Annotated in this window: 16 protein-coding genes; 9 read left to right on the top strand and 7 right to left on the bottom strand. The window is 51.5% G+C overall.

The features are described from left to right. The first annotated feature begins 63 nt into the window (after nt 1-63). Entirely contained in the window at nt 64-573 is a 510-nt protein-coding gene (locus C7B82_RS14730; protein WP_106257036.1) for a TIGR02652 family protein, read from the top strand. A 29-nt stretch (nt 574-602) separates the two neighbouring features. On the opposite strand, the gene C7B82_RS14725 is transcribed toward C7B82_RS14730, so the two are convergent. Then, nucleotides 603-1,415, bottom strand: coding sequence for a creatininase family protein (locus C7B82_RS14725; protein ID WP_106257035.1), 813 nt, complete (start codon nt 1,413-1,415; stop codon nt 603-605). 206 nt (nt 1,416-1,621) lie between these two features. Here C7B82_RS14725 and C7B82_RS14720 point away from each other — a divergent pair, with 206 nt between their 5' ends. Beyond that, complete coding sequence (locus C7B82_RS14720; RefSeq protein WP_106257034.1) at nt 1,622-2,077, top strand: ribonuclease III domain-containing protein; 456 nt, start codon at nt 1,622-1,624, stop codon at nt 2,075-2,077. Between the two features lie 13 nt (nt 2,078-2,090). On the opposite strand, the gene C7B82_RS14715 is transcribed toward C7B82_RS14720, so the two are convergent. Beyond that, nucleotides 2,091-4,241, bottom strand: a complete 2,151-nt coding sequence (locus tag C7B82_RS14715) for an NACHT domain-containing protein (protein ID WP_106257033.1) — start codon at nt 4,239-4,241, stop codon at nt 2,091-2,093. Between the two features lie 935 nt (nt 4,242-5,176). Here C7B82_RS14715 and C7B82_RS14710 point away from each other — a divergent pair. Beyond that, the gene (locus tag C7B82_RS14710; protein ID WP_106257032.1) at nt 5,177-6,466 is read left to right on the top strand and encodes an S-layer homology domain-containing protein; all 1,290 of its coding nucleotides are present in this window, start codon (nt 5,177-5,179) and stop codon (nt 6,464-6,466) included. A gap of 110 nt (nt 6,467-6,576) precedes the next feature. On the opposite strand, the gene prmA is transcribed toward C7B82_RS14710, so the two are convergent. Continuing rightward, nucleotides 6,577-7,467, bottom strand: a complete 891-nt coding sequence (gene prmA / locus C7B82_RS14705; protein ID WP_106257031.1) for a 50S ribosomal protein L11 methyltransferase — start codon at nt 7,465-7,467, stop codon at nt 6,577-6,579. Between the two features lie 109 nt (nt 7,468-7,576). Continuing rightward, on the bottom strand, nt 7,577-9,157 hold the full coding sequence (serA, locus tag C7B82_RS14700) for a phosphoglycerate dehydrogenase (protein WP_106257030.1): 1,581 nt from the start codon (nt 9,155-9,157) through the stop codon (nt 7,577-7,579). 226 nt (nt 9,158-9,383) lie between these two features. On the opposite strand from serA, the gene C7B82_RS14695 reads away from it, so the two are divergent. After that, entirely contained in the window at nt 9,384-9,899 is a 516-nt protein-coding gene (locus C7B82_RS14695) for a hypothetical protein (protein ID WP_106257029.1), read from the top strand. 231 nt (nt 9,900-10,130) lie between these two features. On the opposite strand, the gene C7B82_RS14690 is transcribed toward C7B82_RS14695, so the two are convergent. Together C7B82_RS14690 and C7B82_RS14685 are read right to left on the bottom strand one after the other, a co-directional pair. Beyond that, nucleotides 10,131-10,313, bottom strand: coding sequence for a chlorophyll a/b-binding protein (locus C7B82_RS14690; protein ID WP_106257028.1), 183 nt, complete (start codon nt 10,311-10,313; stop codon nt 10,131-10,133). A 303-nt stretch (nt 10,314-10,616) separates the two neighbouring features. Then, nucleotides 10,617-12,185 (bottom strand): peroxidase family protein, encoded by a 1,569-nt coding sequence (locus tag C7B82_RS14685; RefSeq protein WP_106257027.1) that lies wholly within the window; start codon nt 12,183-12,185, stop codon nt 10,617-10,619. A gap of 214 nt (nt 12,186-12,399) precedes the next feature. Here C7B82_RS14685 and C7B82_RS14680 point away from each other — a divergent pair, with 214 nt between their 5' ends. From C7B82_RS14680 to C7B82_RS14670, 3 genes are all read left to right on the top strand, one after another. Then, nucleotides 12,400-12,630, top strand: a complete 231-nt coding sequence (locus tag C7B82_RS14680; protein ID WP_106257026.1) for a DUF2997 domain-containing protein — start codon at nt 12,400-12,402, stop codon at nt 12,628-12,630. Nucleotides 12,631-12,743: 113 nt separating this feature from the next. Beyond that, a complete protein-coding gene (locus tag C7B82_RS14675) occupies nt 12,744-13,313 on the top strand; it encodes a nucleotide exchange factor GrpE (protein WP_106257025.1) in 570 nt (189 codons plus the stop codon). An 87-nt stretch (nt 13,314-13,400) separates the two neighbouring features. Beyond that, the gene (locus C7B82_RS14670; protein ID WP_106257024.1) at nt 13,401-14,990 is read left to right on the top strand and encodes an Hsp70 family protein; all 1,590 of its coding nucleotides are present in this window, start codon (nt 13,401-13,403) and stop codon (nt 14,988-14,990) included. Nucleotides 14,991-15,015: 25 nt separating this feature from the next. Here the strand turns inward: C7B82_RS14670 and C7B82_RS14665 are convergent, their stop codons facing one another. Next, the gene (locus C7B82_RS14665; protein ID WP_106257023.1) at nt 15,016-15,903 is read right to left on the bottom strand and encodes a hypothetical protein; all 888 of its coding nucleotides are present in this window, start codon (nt 15,901-15,903) and stop codon (nt 15,016-15,018) included. Between the two features lie 459 nt (nt 15,904-16,362). Between C7B82_RS14665 and C7B82_RS14660 the strand changes: the two genes are divergently transcribed. Next, complete coding sequence (locus tag C7B82_RS14660) at nt 16,363-17,085, top strand: pentapeptide repeat-containing protein (RefSeq protein ID WP_106257022.1); 723 nt, start codon at nt 16,363-16,365, stop codon at nt 17,083-17,085. A 162-nt stretch (nt 17,086-17,247) separates the two neighbouring features. Next, on the top strand, nt 17,248-18,606 hold the full coding sequence (locus C7B82_RS14655) for a DEAD/DEAH box helicase (protein ID WP_106257021.1): 1,359 nt from the start codon (nt 17,248-17,250) through the stop codon (nt 18,604-18,606). The last annotated feature ends 553 nt before the right edge of the window (nt 18,607-19,159 follow it).

Genomic DNA, 19,159 nt, shown 5'->3' with positions numbered 1-19,159 from the left:
ATTGCCTAAAGAGTATAATAAAGCCACTGGCAGTGACGATACGAACAGGCATATCCGCCCTTGATGACTAACCTTGGCTTGCAATACCCAATCTTTGGGCCGGAGATTCAGTGCCCTCACTGCCGCCAAACCATTCCGGCTTTGACGCTCACTGATACCTATCTGTGCCAGCGACATGGTGCCTTTGAGTCAGATCCTAAGACCGGCGAACTGGTGCATCTTCAGTCTGGACGGCACTGGCGACGGTGGGAAAATGAATGGTATCGCCAACATACCCATCCTGATGGCATCCGGTTTGAGATTCACGAAGCCCTCGATCGTCTCTATACGCAGGGCTATCGAGCCACGCGCGTGATTATCGCCCGCCGCTATCAAGACCTGGTGAGCACCTATCTGGAGCGCAGCACTCCTTGGCGTGGACAGTCTGATACGCAACGTCCCCGTCTTTACGGTCTGCCTGTCGAATTTAGCCCTGATCCGAAAGATGATCCTTGCTGGGACGTCATCAACTTTGATCTGGATAAAGAACCCGGTGCGCCCGTCCAGTATCCCTATTTCCGGCTGTTTGAATAATTTTGGTGCAGAAACCCGGTTTCTTGGTCTCACGTCTTCCATGCCTGCGGTTGTTGGAAGCGATGGATATCTTTAATGGTCTGCACCCAGCCGTCAGCCAGCGATGCCAAAATACGATCGCCCTTCTCCTTTGTAGCGGTGGTTGGATCGCCCAGTACCCCGTTGGGGCTGAGATCTCGCGTCATCCAGGCAAACGGCAGGTTTCCTTCCATACTCAGCAGGCTGTCATCTGGCAAACCTTGGGGATAGGACGCGACGGCTCGATCCATCTTCACCTGATCGGGCAAGATCGACAGCAGCAGACTGGTTTCCGCATCGCCTGCATGAATGCCTAGCGTCTGTTCCTTTTCCGTCAGTAGCTCACTCGCAATGTTTGGCACTCGCCAGGTAAACAGCGGCAAGACAATGAAATCGTCGTAACGTTGACGGAGATCTCTCGCCACAATTTCAATGATTTGAGGTTGTCCACCGTGGGCATTGACAAACGCCAGCTTGCGGAAGCCCGATCGATAAAGGCTGTCGCCCACTTCCATCAGCGTGGCGATTAAGGTTTGGGCGCTTAGCGTTATGGTGCCTGGAAAATGCCAGTGTTCGTTTGACTTGCCATAGTACAGTGAGGGCAGCGCATAAGCGGGCACACTAGCAGGTAGCTGTTGCAGTGCCTTGCCAATGACCGCTTGCCCGATCGCCGCATCCACCACCAACGGCAAATGGGGCCCATGCTGCTCGATCGCCCCCACAGGTTGAAGAATCACCACATTGTCTTTGTCTGGCATAGCCTGAATGTCTGTCCAGGTCAGGTACGCAAAGAAGCGATCGGGCGGAATGAAGCCGTGAAGCATGGGGGGAAAGGCTAAAGGATAAAGGCTGAAGGATAAAGGATAAGGTATGAAGGCTAAAGGATGAGAATAGCGGAAAGAGAGTTTTGAGTAGCATGCGTGCTGCCGCGCTAGAGAGTTTTGAGTTAATTTTGCCCCCTGACTACTAATCGCTGACCACTAACTAAACTTTTATCCTTTATCCTTCAGCCTTTATCCCTTCAACCAACATGTCTACCGCACTTGAAGAACAACTGGGTTATTTCTTTTTCGATAAACGCATTCTGACACGAGCACTGACTCGCAAAGCATATGCGTTAGAGCAACGTCAAAAAAACCAGGAGTGCGACGACCAGGAAATTTATCGCACGCTGGGTGATGCTGTCCTCAAGACCGTGCTGACAGAACTGCTGATTCGGTCAGGCTCTGCGACGCGGCAGGATATCACAGTAAGAAAAATTGAGCTGGAACGTGAAGAAAATCTCGCCAGAATTAGCTTGGCGTTAGGCATTGGCTATGTGCTGAAACTGGGCATTGGCGAAAAGCAGCAGCGTGCCTACGACCAACCCTATGTGCTTGCCGAAAGCCTGGAAGCGGTGATTGGTGGCATCTACTTCGATGGTGGCTTCAGCGCGGCGAGAGAAACCATTCGACGGTTGTTTAAGGATGTGTTTCCGATCGAATAACGTTCGGCCAGCACTAGACCTCCGAGGTCTTAGAGACCTCGGAGGTCTGAACCGTTAACATTCTGGCTTCGATCGCCTCCCACGTCTCCCGCGACACCCTCACCGCCGCTTCCTTACACCGCACCATGAGTTCATTGGCATACAAGTAATTTTCTAACGCCTTCTCTTCTTCCTCAGACAAATCAATCCACTCTGATTGGAGATGGAGCGCTTCCAGTCCGGTTTGATAAACACATCTGGCAAATTCTTGATCAGCTTCGGGCTTCTGATTGTTATGAGAGATCTGCGCTTTGGAAACTCTGAAACTAGCAATTAAGACCGAAAAATTCGCGCTTTTAAGAATTCCCATGTGTTCCCATTGGGTGATAACAGAGAGGGCAACGGAGAAGAGTCGGTCGAGGGCAAGGTCGATGTCGAAGAGACGTTCAAGATCGAGGGCAAAGTCGAAGTCCAATTTGAAGGAAAAAGCGAGATCGAGAGAAAAGGCGAGCGACCGAGCAAGGGCAAGGGAGGGAGAGGGGGCAAGAGAACGGGTGGGAGAAACGGCTATGGCAAGGGCACAAGCAAGGAAGTGAAACAGAGAACGGGCTAGAAAAATCGCGGCTACCCGTCTGACAACAGGCTTAAAGGCGCTTTCTGAGTCAGTGGTTGCTTGGTCAGCCCAAGCAATTAAGGTGGTGAGGTTATCTGTGTTAATGAGGATGGCGGCGTGGGTTTGCATCTGCTCTAGAAGATCATCGGCACGACCCATTAACCCGGCAACGAGTAAGAAAACTTCGCGCCAGCGTTCATCAGTGAGATGGGCTGTCACCAATTTCTCAATCCTACGGTAGTCTTCGCTGATGTATTTTGCCACCAGATATTCTTGCAAGGTCAGATGAGAGAAGGAGTAAATATCCCTCGCTCGTTCGACTAAAATACCCTGCTGCACTTCAATGGCATTCAGTACCGCTTCGCCATCCAGATGTTTGGGTGCGTTGAGGTTGTCCATCAGAAACGCGCGGATGTGAAAGATGGCAGACGTCTTGGAAAAGAAGAGTTCATCGCCTAAAAACGTGGTGTGGGCAAGATCTGCCAGCAGCAATTGTTCCAATTCGGGGCTGAGTTCTTTGTAAATAGGGTCGCGTTTCAGGCGTTTCTCGGCTGACCACTTTTTGAGGAGCACATCCAGAGCTTCGCCGTGGAGTGCCGCACGATTTTTGGGGAAGTCTTGCGATTCGTCGTAGACAACGCAAAGCAGAGTCAGCAATAGCGGCGTTTGCGTCAATTCCTTAGCAGCAGCGTACTCGGACTGCTTCAGCAAATCCCAGCATTGGGTGGCGATTTCTGGCTCGGCGCGAAACCAGTGACGGATGAATTCTTCGATTTGGGCATCGTCGAAGGCAGCCATCGCCACATCTTTGAAGCGCTGGAAACCGCCTTTGTAAGCAGCAATGCGACAGGAGGCAATGAAGCGGTTTTTGCTGTAGCGATCGACCAGATTCCCAATTTCAGCAATGGCGTGATCCAAATTCTCCGTCGGCACTTCATCCAGACCATCCAGCAGAATCAGGAGCTTACCTTTCTCCAGTGCTGCATCGGTGAATTTCTTGGGTTCTGGGAAGCCGCAGGTCTCAAATTCTTTGACAATGAGATCGACGATCGCAATCTCCTTCGATTTAAAGTCCTGCAATTTCAAAAACACGGGCACACAATCATGCTGAAACGCGCCGTTTTTCCGTTTCAGTGCCTCCAGTCCCACTTTGCGGAGGAACGTTGATTTCCCCACACCAGGACCACCCAGCACCATCAAATACTGATGCTGATTGGCAACGGCAATGCCATCCTGACGTACCGCATTTTTGAACTCAAACCCGCGCCCACTCTGGCGAAACAGGTCTTGCAGCGTCTCAGCCGACTCAAAGTAGCGAACATCGGCGCGTTCCAAAAGCTGAACTGCCGTGTAAACCTCATCCAGCCGAACTGGAGCATCCATCCGCACGCAGACAATCTTCAGGTTGCCGTGCCGCTTCTCGTAGTTCTCAATGTATCGATGCGAGGCATTAAAGATTAGCTGCTTGATCGGCTCATCAATGGGTTTGTTGCCCATCTCCCAGGCGGTTTTCAGCACCAGTCCTGCTAAACCCTTGGCGGCTTCCAGGAGGAGTGGCTCAAATCCAGTCATAAGCGGCTAACAGCAACGGCATAACACCAGACTAACCGTTATTTTTTGTTGATGGGAGACGATTTAAGCATCCTTTGCCCTTTCAAGTCGCAATGATTCTATTCTGAGTGAGACTGTTCTCGCTTTAAACAAGAACCGTTCTGTTTCAAGTGAGGCTATTTTTGTTTTGAACGAGATAGTTCCTATTTTCAGTGGGAACCGTTCTGTTTCGAGGGAGAACGATCGCACTTTAAACACCAATTTTTTTGCTTGAGTCAAGATGCGTCGAGTTCTTAACCGCACGTATCGAGTTCCAGACTCGGCGTTCCGAGATTTAAGCTCGATGTTCCGAGTTCTAAACTGCAACCATCGACTTCCAGGCTCGGCGTTTCGAGTGTTGAACTGCAACCGTCGAGTTCCAAGCTCGGCGTTCCGAGGTTTAAGCTCGATATTTCGAGGTCAAAGGTGCAAGTGTCGAGTTCCAGGCTCGGCGTTCCGAGTTCTGGGCACGACTGCTTGCCTTCAGAACGCGCCACGAAAAGATAGTAGTGCAACCGTCTACATTGAGAACATTGAGAATGCGATCGCGAGAACCTACAGCCGTTTGCCTTCGCATTCACAACACCCGATACCCTACCCCCCACCTCCCAACCCCATGACTCCCCCAAGCAATCACTGGTGTCATATCGCTTTTTGCCTTTTATTGGGAATCTTAGGGCAGGTTCAGTCTAGATGAATCAAACGTTCTGGGAACAAAGTCACCGTTTTGCGGTCAATATACCTAATTGCTTAATGGCGTTGCCATCGCAACCGAGTCATCAGGTTACACACACGCCACGGTTGCATCACCCATTCTCGTTGAGCGTTAGACAACCGCTCAAGGGAGAACCGATTTTTTGCTATCGCTCAATACGTGTCATTCGTCAGTATCGCTTCAGCGTTTACGGAGTTTTTTTATGTCTCATGTTCGTCCTTGGTCTTCAACCGGTGCAGTGCTGCTGGCATTAGGTGTCACCTCCAGCGCCATTGCGCCGTTTGTGGTTTCCGCGCCCGCAAGTGCCGCCAACTTTTCCGATACCCGCTCTCACTGGGCGCGTCCCTTCATCGATACGTTGGCTGACAGACAAATTATTGCAGGCTTTCCCGATGGCACGTTCAAGCCCGATGCACCCGTGACCCGTGCTCAGTTTGCGGCGATCGTCAAAAATGCGTTCAGTAACAGTGCAGTGCGCGTTTCGCGTGGCTTTGGGGATGTTCCTAACTCGTACTGGGCAGCAACCGCGATCGGCAAAGCGTACGAAACGGGCTTCATGAGCGGCTATCCTGATGGTGCCTTCAAACCAGAACAGCAAATTCCGAAAGTGCAGGTCTTGGTCGCCCTTTCCAGTGGCTTGAACTTCGCGCCCGCCCGCGCTGCCGATACCACTCTGGCGACATTTAGAGACGGCGGCGAAATCCCTGCCTATGCGAAAAGTGGCGTTGCGGCAGCGGCAGAGCGGAATGTGGTGGTCAATTACCCCAACGTCAGCTTTCTCAACCCCAATGAAACGGCGACTCGTGCGGATGTTGCGGCTTATATTTATCAAACGCTGGTGAATCAAGGCAAGCTTGCACCGATCGCCGCCAGTGAAGGCGCCAACAACTACATTGCTCGACTCAACGGCAGTACGCCAACCACAGGCAGCAATCCGACACCGACGAACAACCAAACAGCTCTGAATCCCCGTTATCTGGTGCCTCAAGGAACATCGTTTAGCATTCGCTACCTCGGTTCGCAAAAAATTGTGGTGACTCCCGGCGAAACCATCAATAACCTGACGCTACGGGTGGTTGATGACCTCAAGAATCCTCAAGGTCAAGTCGTTGTTCCCAGAGACAGCGAGATTGTTGGCCAACTGATTCCAGTAACCAGCAACGGTCAGGTTCTGGGCACACAATTTATTGCCCAACGGGTGACGATCGGCAGTCAGTCGTATCCTTTCAGTGCACGATCGCAGGTGGTTAGCGGACAACCTGTGACCCAAAACACCAGCCCCGGTTCGCTCAAAGATGCGGCGACCTCTGCGGCAACAAGCGCTGTACTGGCAACTATTTTGGGACAAAAGATTGATCTGGGTACGATTCTGGCTGGTGCTACGGGTGGACAAGCTACCCCCCAATCGCAAACACCCCAAAACGTCATTTTGATTGACCCATCAGCCGACCTGCGGTTGACAGTCAGCAACGATTTTTACGCCAATCCATAATTGGCAGTCGTGCGCTCTGGCTCTTTCAATTGGATTGAATGTATGACCCAACATCGATTGATGTTGGGTTTTTGCTGGTCTATTCAACTGACGAAATGGGCGATCGCCTTCTAGGTTCGCCGCACGTTCATGCAACACCAGTCTTGCCGTTTCCACAGGGCAGCGACCACCCAGCCATTTTCTTCGAGGGTATCGGCGACGGGTTTTGCTTGATCAAGCAGAATGCCGCTGAACACGCCCCAGGTTTCTGGTTTGGCGATCGCGGTCATCTGTGGGATCAGGTCAATAATCACCTCTGCAAGAATATTGCAGACAATGCCATCCACCGGCGCATCAATGAGTTCGGCAACACGATCGACGCTGCCTTGTTCTACGGTCAGCCGTTCTGCCGCAATGCCGTTAAGGTCACGGCTCTCACGTGCTGCCTTCACCGCCAATGGATCGATGTCCACCGCGTACGCTTTTTTGGCACCCAGCAGAATGGCACCGATCGAGAGAATGCCCGATCCACAACCGACATCAGCAATGATTAAATCAGCCTCATTGTTACCCAACCGCATTTCGAGCGATTCCAGGCAAAGCTGCGTCGTGGCATGATCACCCGTACCAAAGGCAACGCCTGGTTCAAGCTGAAGTACGATGCGATCGGTGTGCTCTGGGATGGGTAACCAGGCAGGATTAATCAGGAAGCGATCGCCAATTTCCTGTGGTTGCCAGTGTTCTTTCCAGGTGATTGACCAATCTTCTTCATCAATCAAATCCCACTGTACGGCTGGAATTGGCATCCCCACGCACAGAGCGTCCTGGCGTAGAGCCAACGCCAATGCTGCCAGATCCAGCACATGCGCCTGCTCCTGTGGCAAATAGGCACCCACCAGAGAGGAGTAGCCTTTGACTTCGCTAGACATCCCGCGACAGCCAAACACCTCCAGCCGCCAAAAGATTGTTTCCTCTAGCGCCGAGTCACAAAGAATCTGAATTTCCCACCAGCTATTAGCCATAAAAGCGTTCAGCGTTCAGCGATTAGCCATCAGCTTGTCTTGACATCTTCATCTTGTCACCCATGCCATAGATACAGGGGACTGACAGCCGATCGCTGACAGCTACTAGCTACAACGTTACCGTATAGGCATCGCGAATACCTGGCACCTTCAAAATCTCCTCCAGAATCCGTTCTGGTAGGGGATCGTCAATGCTTAGTACCATCACCGCATCACCGCGCACAATCTTGCGCCCGACCTGCATACTGGCAATGTTGACGTTGAAACTGCCTAACAAAGAGCCAATTTTGCCGATGATGCCTGGCATATCGCGGTGCAGCGTAAACAGCATATAGCGGTTTGGTGGCACGTTAACCGGAAACTCATCCACGCTGGTAATGCGAATCTCCGAATCGCCCAGCAGCGCTCCAGTCACAGAATGTTCGCCTAGCGAGCCTTTGGCAGAAAGATGCAGCGAGCCTGAATAGTCTTTAATCGATGCGTCGCGGGTTTCAATGACGCGAATACCACGCTCCTTTGCTTCCAGGCTGGCGTTAACGTAGTTAACTCGTTCTTGCAGGGCGTGAGACAGCAGACCTTTGAGCGCTGCAACCACGATCGGCTGGCTTTGATTGGTCGCTAATTCACCCTGTAGCCGCACAGTCAGCGACTCAACCCGTCCACCTGCTAGCTGAGCGACCAGATTGCCCAGCGTTTCCGCCAGTTGCAAATAGGGACGCAGTTGCTCTAGCAAATCGGGGCGTAAACCGGGAATGTTGACGGCCGATCGCGCGGGTAAGCCCAACAGCACATCCCGAATCTGCTCTGCCACGTCGATCGCCACATTGACCTGTGCCTCTTCGGTCGAGGCTCCCAGATGAGGCGTCATGACCATTTCCTTGCCGAGCGATCGCAAAGGCGATTCGCCTAACGGCTCCTGTTCGTAGACATCCAATGCTGCCCCAGCAATTTTGCCTTCTTTCAGCGCTTCTGCTAGCGCCGCTTCATCGATAATGCCACCACGAGCGCAGTTGATGATGCGTGCAGTGGGCTTCATGCGCGCGATCGCGGCTGCATTAATCAGATGAGTGGTTTCTGCGGTCTTGGGGATGTGCAGCGTAATGTAGTCTGCCTGTTGCAGCAGCACATCCATCTCGACAATCCGGCAACCCAGCTGCTCTGCTCGTTCATGGGAGATGAAGGGATCGTAGGCCAACAGCTTCATACCCATCGCGCGGGCAACCGTGGCAACGTGAGCACCAATCTTGCCCAGCCCAACAATCCCCAACGTCTTTTTGTAGACTTCAACGCCAGTGAAATGCTTGCGATCCCACTTGTTACTTTTGACCGCTTGGTTCGCTGCGGGAATGTAGCGTGACATCGCCATCATCATGGCTAGCGTATGCTCAGCCGCCGCGATCGTGTTGCCTTCTGGTGAGTTCACCACCACAATGCCTTTGCGGGTAGCTGCCAGCACATCCACGTTGTCAACGCCAACGCCCGCTCGACCAATAATTTTCAATTGATTGCCGGCTGCAATGACCGCTTGAGTGACGCGAGTACCAGAGCGAATCATCAAAGCATCGTAGTCAGGAATGATGTGGATCAGGTCGTCAGGTGACAAGTCTGTTTTCACATCAACTTGAGCCACCTGAGAGAGGATATCGATCCCCACCTGGTCGATCGGATCAGAAACAAGAACTTTAGGCATAAGAACCAGTCAGGGTTAAACGCAGAGCGCTCTAGAACAACAGGGTTAAGGTTCGGATTCGGCCGTCACACCAAAAGGCCAGTCAAGGAAGAAGTAAAGATTTCCTTACTCACTTAAGATGAAGATGGCTAATGCAACAGAGAATCTAGAGTACGCCATTTTGAGTCTCGCTTTGCCGAAATCGCTTGATTTTTTAATCTCTCCCTATTAGGTGCCGGTTACTCCCATGAATTACCTTGTTGCTGTCTTGAGCGATCGCATTCAGGCTGAAGCTGCTTACTCAGAGCTAGAAAGCCAGGGCTTACCGATGGCTAAAATTGCCATTCTCGGTAAAGGCTACAAAAGCGCAGACGAGTATGGGTTGCTCGATCCCAACCAGCAGGCAAGTAAACAGGTCAAGCTCATGGCTGTTTGGTTGGTACCGTTTGGCTTCGCTGCTGGCTATGTGTTCAATCTGATCACCGATCTAGATACGTTCGCCTGGGCTGGAGAGATTGGTAGCCATATCATCGGCGGGCTGTTAGGTGCCGCTTCGGGTGCGTTGGGAAGCATCTTCGTAGGCGGTGGCGTTGGTTTGGTCACAGGTAGCGGCGATGCCCTTCCCTACCGCAATCGGCTCAATGCTGGCAAATATTTACTTGTAGTGAAAGGTTCAGAGGCGTTAACACGCCAAGCAACAACTATTTTGAGGCAGTTTGAACCTGAGAATATTCAGGGCTATGTCGATACGTCGGAAGCATAAGGCCTGTGGCGCCATCCGCTGCGGTGATGCTAGCGGATGTAGTGAGCTGCTGGCTCCTCTAAGCACTTGGCACTTGCTCACGGAGCGTGCCTGAAAGATCAGTGCAGTAACAAAAATAGCTGCTGCTCAGCCGTTTGAATCGGGTGAGAACAGCAGCTATAGAAGGGAGATTACAAACGACTCACATCATTTTGGAAGCCTGGAGACTAGTGAGCGCTTTGAGAGGTAGACCTACAGTAAACCCCAGAAATGTAGAACGCCTTGGCCGGAATACAGTTCGATTAGTAGTGCAGCTGAGAAGCCAATCATAGCGAGGCGACCGTTCCAGAGCTCGGCTTGGGGAGTGAAGCCAAACTTCCATGCATTGCGATCGGTTTCGACGATAGGAGTGGTCACTTTTGTTGCGTTAGTCATGATTATTGTTCCAGTTACTTCAAATTGACAAAGGTTACGAATCAACGAACTAGCGCTATCAAAGGGAAGTTGAGTAACCCACTGATGAAGCTTCGTTAAACTATGTAAACCAATATAACGAAAAGTTTCGAGAATGGCTAGTGATCGGTCATAGATCTTTCCAAAGGTACAAAAATGTGTATTGAAATTAAATTGTTAAAGGTTTTTAGCACAGTGAAACGGACTGAACAATGTTCAGTCCGTTTAGGTGGCTTATTTAGACCGGTGAGCATTTAACCCCGTGATTGAGTCGCGATCGCGGCATTAATCTTCGGCATTTTCGTTCTCAGGGGCCGGGGCTGCGAGCCCATCGATCGGACTAATTTCTTCCGTAAATCGAATTAAGTCAGCCATCGTAAACTTTCCTGGCACTTGGGAAGGAAGGGTTGGCTTCCATTGGCGATTGCGCACAAAGAAGGATTCACTATCGCCCTCGAAGAGACCCAAAAACACTTCCGCTATGATGCGGCTACCAACCTCACCCAGGCGCAAGCCCTTTTGCTGCACTTCCGCTTCTTTAAGGATGTAGTACCAGAGTGGTGTTTCCTTATCAAAGCCAAACCGCTTCGCAACGGCACCATCAGGCCCAGACGCAATCTCACTTGGACTCAAGGGTTTGAGGTTTGTGAAACGCGCCACGCTTTGACCCGATGGCAGCCCCAGACTGCGACCTCGAAGTAGGTTTCTTACAGCCAGTGAACTGGGTGCTGGAACATTGGGTAAGTTTTTCAGCGGGTTCACTAGAAAGGGGTCAAGTTTGCGGGCATGGTTCACTTTAATCGCTGGGTCAATCTCAAAGAAGCGTCTCCAATCAATAATCCAGTTGGTGGGCAAGCGATTGTCCAGACCGGGACCATCTGGAGGCATTCTTCTGGATTTGCCTGTAAAGTTGAACAGCAGACCTAGTGTTGCGGGGGCAAAGCTATTGGGAGAAATGTCCTTAAAGGTAAAGACACGGTTGTAGTCGTAGGAACTACGGATCATGGTGTGACCCAAGCGATACGCTGCCACCGAGAACTCCACCGGGATAAACGGAAACGTATCGAACTTATAAAACTTGCGACCTTCGTTCAGCACTGCATTGACCTGATTGGGGTCAAGAATGCGATCGAGGAAATCAAACACCACAATCCATTGATAGTGCCAAACTACTAACTGTCTGGCTTCCTCAAAGATGGTCTTGCCGATTTCGGCTTTCCGTGGGATTGCTCCAGGTGTTCCAGCCGGTTTTTTAAGTCCATCCACAATCTTGTTATGGAACTTCAGAATCGCAAGGTGGGTCTGCGCTACAAGCAAGTTCTCGTCGTTACGAGGATCACCCAACAAGGCAATCCGGTTGGGACCACGAGGCACATCGTGTCGGCCCTTGACATTGAGTGGGCCATTCGCATCAGGACTAGCGTCATTCTTGCCAATGAGGAACTTATCTTTGTCACCAAGCTGAAACAGGTACGGTTGATCATCGGGGCCAGCGCCATAGACGCTATCCAGATCGAGGGCGGGGGTGCGGAAGTTGACGACGGCCTGAGGATCAACCCGCTTTTCTTTTAAAGAAGTGGGGTCAAAGGTCAGGTCATGATCAACAAACTGCCCCAGATACGTAAAGCCCGCTGGCACGTTGCGATTATCGCCATCTGGATGATCTCTGGCTGGATCAGTCGGGTCGGTTCGATCATCTGTCATCGCATTCCCTAGCGCTGTCAGACTTTCGATCGACGGCGTAAAAGCTGGAAGCTCCGGAAACATCCTGCCGAATTTGCCAGTCTCTGAAAATGCGCCTTGAGGCGTGTTGTCTCCGTTACGAACACTAAAGCCGTGTTGTGGTGATGGCATAAGTTTTCCTCTAGAAAGAAACCTAGTTTGGCTACGGAGCTAGCTTAATCGAGGTGACAAATTTTTGATGGTACCCGTTGGGGGTATTTTTCCTTCAGCGATTGATAGGCGCGGTGATGCGATTGATCGTTTGTGTTGCCATCTCGCCAAGCGGTAGCCCAGAATGAGAGGAGCACGCGATTCAGCGTCTGTCTGCTTACCGAAGGATCATGTTATGGCTGAATATCAGCGCATTGAGTATCGCCTTGCCAAAGATGGCACCATTGCCGAAACCGTCCTCAATGCCACTGGAATAAGCTGTACAGAAGCAACAGTGGCGATCGAACAAGCTCTTGGTACGGTGGCATCACAGGAGTTTTTGCCTGCCTATTTTGAGGGTGATGAAACCTCGACTGTAGATATACTCCAGTCGCTACAACAAAGAGATTCGGAGTCAGTGAGCTAAGGCTATGGACTTGTGAAAAAATAACTGCGTACTTTTTGGATCAGCGATCAGCTTTGCTCTGATGGCTGACCGCTGATGGCTACAGTCCATGACATTATTTCTTTACAGTTTTTATGACGGATGATCCCAACCTCTTTTGGTTCGGTTGCGTATTGACGCTGATATGCCTTTGTTTCCTTAGTCTCGTCAGAAGCAATCCTAGAACGCCTACGACAGTTCACATACAAACGCCGATCGCAGCCACCGCCGCTGACTCTAACGCTGGTGCGAAAATTGCAGAGTTGCAGCAGCAATGCTTACAGCTACGCAGTGAACTCCAGCAGCAAAAAGCGCAACTGTACGAAGACTTCCAGAACGATAGCTTTGCCCAACTGCAACCATTGCTCACCAACTATCCCAGCGCATGCAAAATGGCACAAGCAACGCCCAATCTGCCCGCCCGCAACCTGGTGGCGCTCTTTACCCCGTTAGAGAACTTGCTTGAAACCTGGCAAATTACTCCGATCGGCACTGTCTGGGAACAGGTTCCGTTCAACGCCCAACAACACCAGCCTGATACAGACGATATTGCCACTGGAGAAGCTGTCTATATTCGTTTTGTTGGCTACTGCCAGGGCGATCGTATTCTCTCACCCGCAAAAGTAAGCCGGACGCTGCCGGGAGGGGTGAGGCGTGAGGCGTGAGGGGGAAGTTTTGAGTTTTGAGTTGATTACCAGCTACCAGCTATTAACCACTAACCACTGCCTCCCTCTACCCACCAACAAGCTTCCATGACCGTAATCGCCATTGACTTTGGTACCAGCAACACGGTCGTCAGCATTTTGGAGCCGGATACGCAGACACCGAAGACACTGAGGTTTCCAGGTCTTTCGCGGGTGTTTAAGCTGACCAAAAAAACAGGGGACGTACAGGAAATTCCAGTTGTGCCGACGCTGGTGTTTGTGCAAACCCCGGAACATTTAATGTTGGGTGAGCAGGTGCGATCGCAGCGGCTAGGACTGACTCAGCCCGATCGTCTCTTCAAAGCGTTCAAACGTGATTTAGTCGCTGCCTTCCAGCCGCCAGCCCGCAAGATTGATGGGCATACTTATACTGCGGAGTCTGTCTCAGAGCAATTTTTGCAGGCTCTTTGGCACCAGCTGCTTCAGCAACACATTCAGCCCACGCAGGTAGTGTTCACCGTGCCGATCGGGGCGTTTGAGAGCTATCTTGGCTGGTTTCGGCAGATTGCAACGCGTCTAGATTTAGCGGCTGTGCAACTGGTAGATGAAGCAACGGCTGCAGCATTGGGTTATGCCGTTCAACAACCGGGTTCGCTGGTGCTGGTGATTGACTTTGGTGGTGGAACGCTTGACTTGAGCCTGGTACGAACCGTTGCCACAGTAACTGATGTAGAGGATGAGGCTTCGGTGCAACGAGCTGAAGTGCTGGCAAAGTCTGATGCGTATATTGGCGGAGAAGACATCGATGTTTGGCTTGTGGAAGACTACCTCCACCAAATTGGCTCGTCGCGAGAGGCCGTGGGCGCAGTCGGTTGGCAAAATCTGCTTGCCCTGGCTGAGCGACTAAAGATTCGGCTCTCTGGCGTCGAAGTGGCAAAGGAAAGCTGGCTGGATGAAGAGACGTTTATGGCCTATGAAATGGTACTTGATCGCGATCGCTTCGAGTCCATTCTGGAAATCCACCAGCTTTTAGAACAACTGCGGCAGACATTGGATGACTTGTTAGCAGTGGCGATCGGCAAGGGGATTAGTAAAGCAGACATCGATCAAGTTCTACTCGTTGGTGGCAGTTGCCTGATTCCTGCCGTGCAGCAACTGGTGCTGTCTTACTTTGGGCGGCAGCGCGTGCGGCTCGATAAGCCGTTCGAGGCCGTCTCGCATGGTGCCCTTGCTGTGAGTCAGCTGGCAAGTGTTGATGATTATCTTCGCCACAGCTATGCTATTCGGCTTTGGGAACCGTATGCTGGCACCCATACGTACTTTCCACTTTTCAAGCAGGGGAGTCGCTACCCTTGTCGGCGGGCAGAGTTATTGACGCTGCAAGTGGCTACCGACGGACAGTCAGAGATTCGGCTTGACATTGGCGAAGTGGCCACGATCGCTCAGTCAGAGATGACCTACGATGCCCAAGGTCGAATGACCAGTGCTCCACTGCGCCAGCGGGAAACCTACCACTCTCTAGAACGCCAGCAGGAAGCAGTCTGTGTGGCTCGACTCAATCCACCTGGACAAGTGGGTGTTGATCGCATCACCGTCCAATTTGAGGTTAATGACCAGCGTGTACTCACCGCTACGGTACGAGATTTGTTGACGCATACCTTGCTGGTCGATGGGGACGCGATCGCAACGCTGCGCTAGTGGTCTGTGCTGGTTCTCGATCGCATCAAGCGTCAGCGCCCACAGCCGCGATCGTCTCCGGGTAAGCACTTGGTGCCAAAACCCACACGCCATAGCGATCATCGGTGTTTGTCATAACGGCTATTTCACCTCTCTGTTCGATCGTTGCTGCGAGGCTAAGAGCCTGTTCGCGATCGAACGAGACCTTGACGAACCGATAGTATTCTCCCTGAAAGAGAATAGCTAACAGGCGTTCTGGCGCATCAGCCAGATAAACGCGGCAGGTTTCGTACTGCTCACGCGATGCCAAAATGATTTGCTCCGTGGGCTGCCAGTCCATGACCTTCAACCCTTTTGCGGGTACACTGCCTAAAGCACTGCCTAACAGAGTCTCGTCAGTTTGAGTGGGTAGAAACCAGTTCACGGTTTCAGTCGGCAGTGCCAACGGGCGTTGGAAGAGAAACCGCGGTAGCTCTGGTTGCGACGCAGCACCGACTCGATCGGGAGCTAAGACAGCGGTTTGTTTGTAAGATTCTGTCCGCTCGTCTGACAAGATACCATTCCCAGTCATGCTGCTGAGTGAGGCTGCAAACCCATCGACGGGTAGAGCCAGATCTGGCATGGCAACCGCTTGCAGCATTGCCTGAGCGCTAAACACTTGCGACCCTGAAGTGCCATCCCGCAAGCGTCCCCACTTACGAATCATTTCTGCTGTTGTAATGCCAGCACCAACGCTCAGCACGATCGACATGCCTATGTGTCGAATGACTGAATCACGATGATTGATATCTTCAGACGCTTCAATGCGATCAGATGGCTCGATCGTAATGGGTTCTGGTCGGCGTGGAATAAACCCCACCATCAGCACCGAAAAAACGGTACAGGATGTGAGCATGGCCGGCAACAAAACTTTTTCAAAGACAGAACTATTCATATGTACCGCTCCAAGTGGCAAAAGAGTTGATAGACAAAGTTGGAGAGCGGTAGTGCAACCTAAAGATTGAGCCATTGAACCAAAGCTTGGCTGGCGCATTCAGGAATGAGACTTTAAGCAGATGTAGCTCTTGTCAGTAGTGTTCTAACCATGTGGCTGACTCGTGCTAGCTGACTCGTGCTAATAGAGGCGCTGTAGGTAAAGTCTCTACGGGTAAATACGACCTATTTGGAACACTACTAACTGGTTGAAGGTCTCTCAACAACGATGAAAACAACCAGAAATATCGTGTCTCCATACACGTCTTAACTTGTTTCGCAGCGCCTCGGCAGTTATACGACTGCTGATTTACCGAAACTTTAAGCGCCTTATCCCGGTTAAGACCGCTCAACGCGAAGAGTACAAGGAACGCGCTGTGATTACGCAGAGGCGTTGCTTTACATTGCGTTGATTAAATTCATGAACTTCAGAACGCTTCTCATCGTCGTCGCACTGCTCACAACTTGTTTGGTTAGCGTAGTGAAACTCAAGCAAACGTTAGAGCCAGCCGTTACAGCTAATGTACCTGAACAACAGCCTGCCAACACAAACGATCGCTCAGTCCAGGCGAACCTGAGCGGGGCGTCCATCACACCAGAACAGCTTTTACGAACCAAGAAGTGTGTGCAATGCAATTTGAGCGGCATTGATTTGCATGGCGTTGATTTGAGCCGAGCCAACTTGAGCCAGACCAATCTCACGCGATCGAACCTGAGCCAAACCAAACTCATTAACGCGACATTGAAAGGAGCACAATTAAATGCGGCTAGTTTGAAAGCGGCCAATTTACAGGGGGCTGATTTGGGCAAAGCTAACTTGAGCGGGGCTGACCTTAGCCAAGCTCAATTATTAAATACCAGCTTTTCGCAAGCAAACTTGAAGGACGCGATTTTAAAGCAGACTGAACTGCGGGATGCAAATCTCAGAAACGCTAGTCTTGAACATGCCTCCATGCAGGGTGCCAGTCTCTATGGTGCTATCCTCATCCATGCCAACCTGAAAAACGCCGATTTGAGTGGGGCTGACCTCCGCTATGCCAACATGGAAAACGCCGATTTACGGGGTGCCAATTTGTCAAACGCCAGATTAGATTGGGCCATTATGCCAGATGGCACCAGCTATCAGGGCACAACTCCTTACTAGACAATCGCCAAACCGCACAAATGGTCGCACTCTGTTAGAATGCAAAGCTGTGGCATTCGCGTCCAGTCTTAGCGTTACTGCCTTTTCAGCCCGTCAACATTGATTCGTCCGCCTAAGACTGACGCTGCTATTGGCGGGGGCTGATGCTACTACTGGAGCTTTATGTCGTTTTCCACTCTCGGTCTTTCCGATGCCATTGTTCGTGCTGTCACTGAGCGGGGCTACACTGAGCCCACGCCGATTCAACTACAGGCAATTCCCGCTGTGCTATCGGGTGGTGATCTGCTAGCAGGTGCTCAAACTGGTACTGGCAAGACCGCTGGTTTCACTCTTCCCATTCTGCATCGCCTGTCTGAAGTGAGCCACGATCGCCCTTCTGACCAACGCCCCTCTAACAAAATCAGTCAGCCCCGAAAACGCGCGCCGATTAGAGCCTTGATTCTCACCCCAACGCGTGAATTAGCTGCACAAGTGGAAGAAAGTGTGCGTGAGTATGGCAAGTACCTAAAACTCACTTCAATGACCATTTTTGGTGGCGTTGGTATGAGCCCTCAGATTCAACGGCTGAAAAGTGGCGTTGATATTCTGGTGGCGACACCAGGACGCTTGCTCGATCACGTGCAGCAAGGAACAGTCGATTTATCGCGCGTCGAAATCCTGGTGTTGGATGAAGCCGATCGCATGTTGGATATGGGCTTTATCCGCGATATTCGCCGGATTCTAGCGCTGCTGCCCAGCCAACGGCAAAATCTACTGTTCTCCGCAACCTTCTCCAGCGACATTAAGGCGTTTGCCGCAAGCTTGCTCGATCGCCCAACGATGATTGAGGCAGCACGTCGCCACCTAACAGCCGACACAGTGTCTCAGAAGGTCTATCCCGTAGACCGTGACAAGAAGCGTCAGCTACTGGCACACCTGATTCAGCAGCACAACTGGTTTCAGGTACTGGTTTTCACGCGGACAAAACATGGTGCCGATCGGTTAGTTAAGCAATTGACCGAAGATAGCATCCCCTCGCTGGCGATTCATGGCAACAAGAGTCAGGCAGCGCGTACTCGTGCACTCGCCAAGTTCAAAGATGGCAGCTTGCAGGTGTTGGTAGCCACGGATATTGCGGCGCGAGGCATTGATATTAGCGATTTACCCTATGTAGTCAACTTTGAGTTGCCGAATGTATCAGAAGATTATGTCCATCGTATTGGTCGCACAGGGCGTGCGGGTTCGGTAGGGGAAGCAGCATCGCTGGTCTGTGTTGATGAACTCAAGCTGTTGGCAGATATTGAACGGCTGATTAAACAGCCCTTACCAAGAGAAATCGTTCCTGGCTTTGAGCCCAACCCACATGCAAAGCCAGAACCGATCCAAAATGGGCAGCGGGGACAAGCATCGCGTGGGAAGCGCCCCGATCGCGCCCCTTCTCGATCGCCCCAAACAGCCCCACAACCACGCACAGCACGACATTCTGAAGGCGAACGTGGTGCGCGATCCCCCGTTTCCCGTCGCCCTAGCGGACGGCATTAAGAGGCCGTTGCCAAGCATCAACGTCACACTGGCTGCTGCAAAAACGCGGTTGAGTTTCACAGCGAGCAAATGATTGTGTTCCTCCCTACCCAGCTTCTCGCTCGGTCTGTAGTAAAGTCATAGGGGCAAAAGGTGGCTTAAGTGTCGCTGTAGTCATCTTGAGGCATTCGCAAGGTTGCGAACCAGGTAGCCGTCGCTGGTGATCGTTGCCGAATCTCGTCACGTCAAAGTTTTCGTTGATATCCCCTGAAATCCCCCCGAGATCCTCCTCAATTCCAATCGTCTCCTTCAGTAGTCTGAAAGTCAATTGATGGTTTTAAAGCTGTCTTGCTTTCTGACGATCTTTTGTTGGCTATTAAGGCAGCAAAATCGATTGTTTGGAGGTGTTTTGGGGGGGATTTGTAGTGGATTGAACTCAGGTTCTCCACGCAACAGCAATTTTGTTTTGGGCTGAGAGGTTTTCTCTTTAGATTCAGCCAGTCACTCTTGGCTCCAAAGGGCTAGGTGTTGAATTTGCCTCACTGCAGCTTATCGATGCAAGTTAAGGATTTCT

Origin of the sequence: Stenomitos frigidus ULC18 (genome assembly GCF_003003795.1) — a bacterium.
Lineage (GTDB): Bacteria > Cyanobacteriota > Cyanobacteriia > Leptolyngbyales > Leptolyngbyaceae > Stenomitos > Stenomitos frigidus_A.
The sequence above is the reverse complement of the archived record's forward strand: the minus strand, read 5'-3'. Positions and strand labels throughout refer to the sequence as shown.

Excerpts from the sequence above, each read along its gene's own strand:
- C7B82_RS14680 (WP_106257026.1), top strand. The coding sequence starts at position 12,400 with ATGGCTGAATATCAGCGCATTGAGTATCGCCTTGCCAAAGATGGCACC.
- prmA (WP_106257031.1), bottom strand. The coding sequence starts at position 7,467 with ATGGCTAATAGCTGGTGGGAAATTCAGATTCTTTGTGACTCGGCGCTA.
- C7B82_RS14715 (WP_106257033.1), bottom strand. The coding sequence starts at position 4,241 with ATGACTGGATTTGAGCCACTCCTCCTGGAAGCCGCCAAGGGTTTAGCA.
- C7B82_RS14690 (WP_106257028.1), bottom strand. The coding sequence starts at position 10,313 with ATGACTAACGCAACAAAAGTGACCACTCCTATCGTCGAAACCGATCGC.
- C7B82_RS14710 (WP_106257032.1), top strand. The coding sequence starts at position 5,177 with ATGTCTCATGTTCGTCCTTGGTCTTCAACCGGTGCAGTGCTGCTGGCA.
- C7B82_RS14685 (WP_106257027.1), bottom strand. The coding sequence starts at position 12,185 with ATGCCATCACCACAACACGGCTTTAGTGTTCGTAACGGAGACAACACG.
- C7B82_RS14660 (WP_106257022.1), top strand. The coding sequence starts at position 16,363 with ATGAACTTCAGAACGCTTCTCATCGTCGTCGCACTGCTCACAACTTGT.
- C7B82_RS14670 (WP_106257024.1), top strand. The coding sequence starts at position 13,401 with ATGACCGTAATCGCCATTGACTTTGGTACCAGCAACACGGTCGTCAGC.
- C7B82_RS14695 (WP_106257029.1), top strand. The coding sequence starts at position 9,384 with ATGAATTACCTTGTTGCTGTCTTGAGCGATCGCATTCAGGCTGAAGCT.
- C7B82_RS14725 (WP_106257035.1), bottom strand. The coding sequence starts at position 1,415 with ATGCTTCACGGCTTCATTCCGCCCGATCGCTTCTTTGCGTACCTGACC.
- C7B82_RS14730 (WP_106257036.1), top strand. The coding sequence starts at position 64 with ATGACTAACCTTGGCTTGCAATACCCAATCTTTGGGCCGGAGATTCAG.
- C7B82_RS14665 (WP_106257023.1), bottom strand. The coding sequence starts at position 15,903 with ATGAATAGTTCTGTCTTTGAAAAAGTTTTGTTGCCGGCCATGCTCACA.
- C7B82_RS14720 (WP_106257034.1), top strand. The coding sequence starts at position 1,622 with ATGTCTACCGCACTTGAAGAACAACTGGGTTATTTCTTTTTCGATAAA.
- C7B82_RS14655 (WP_106257021.1), top strand. The coding sequence starts at position 17,248 with ATGTCGTTTTCCACTCTCGGTCTTTCCGATGCCATTGTTCGTGCTGTC.
- C7B82_RS14675 (WP_106257025.1), top strand. The coding sequence starts at position 12,744 with ATGACGGATGATCCCAACCTCTTTTGGTTCGGTTGCGTATTGACGCTG.
- serA (WP_106257030.1), bottom strand. The coding sequence starts at position 9,157 with ATGCCTAAAGTTCTTGTTTCTGATCCGATCGACCAGGTGGGGATCGAT.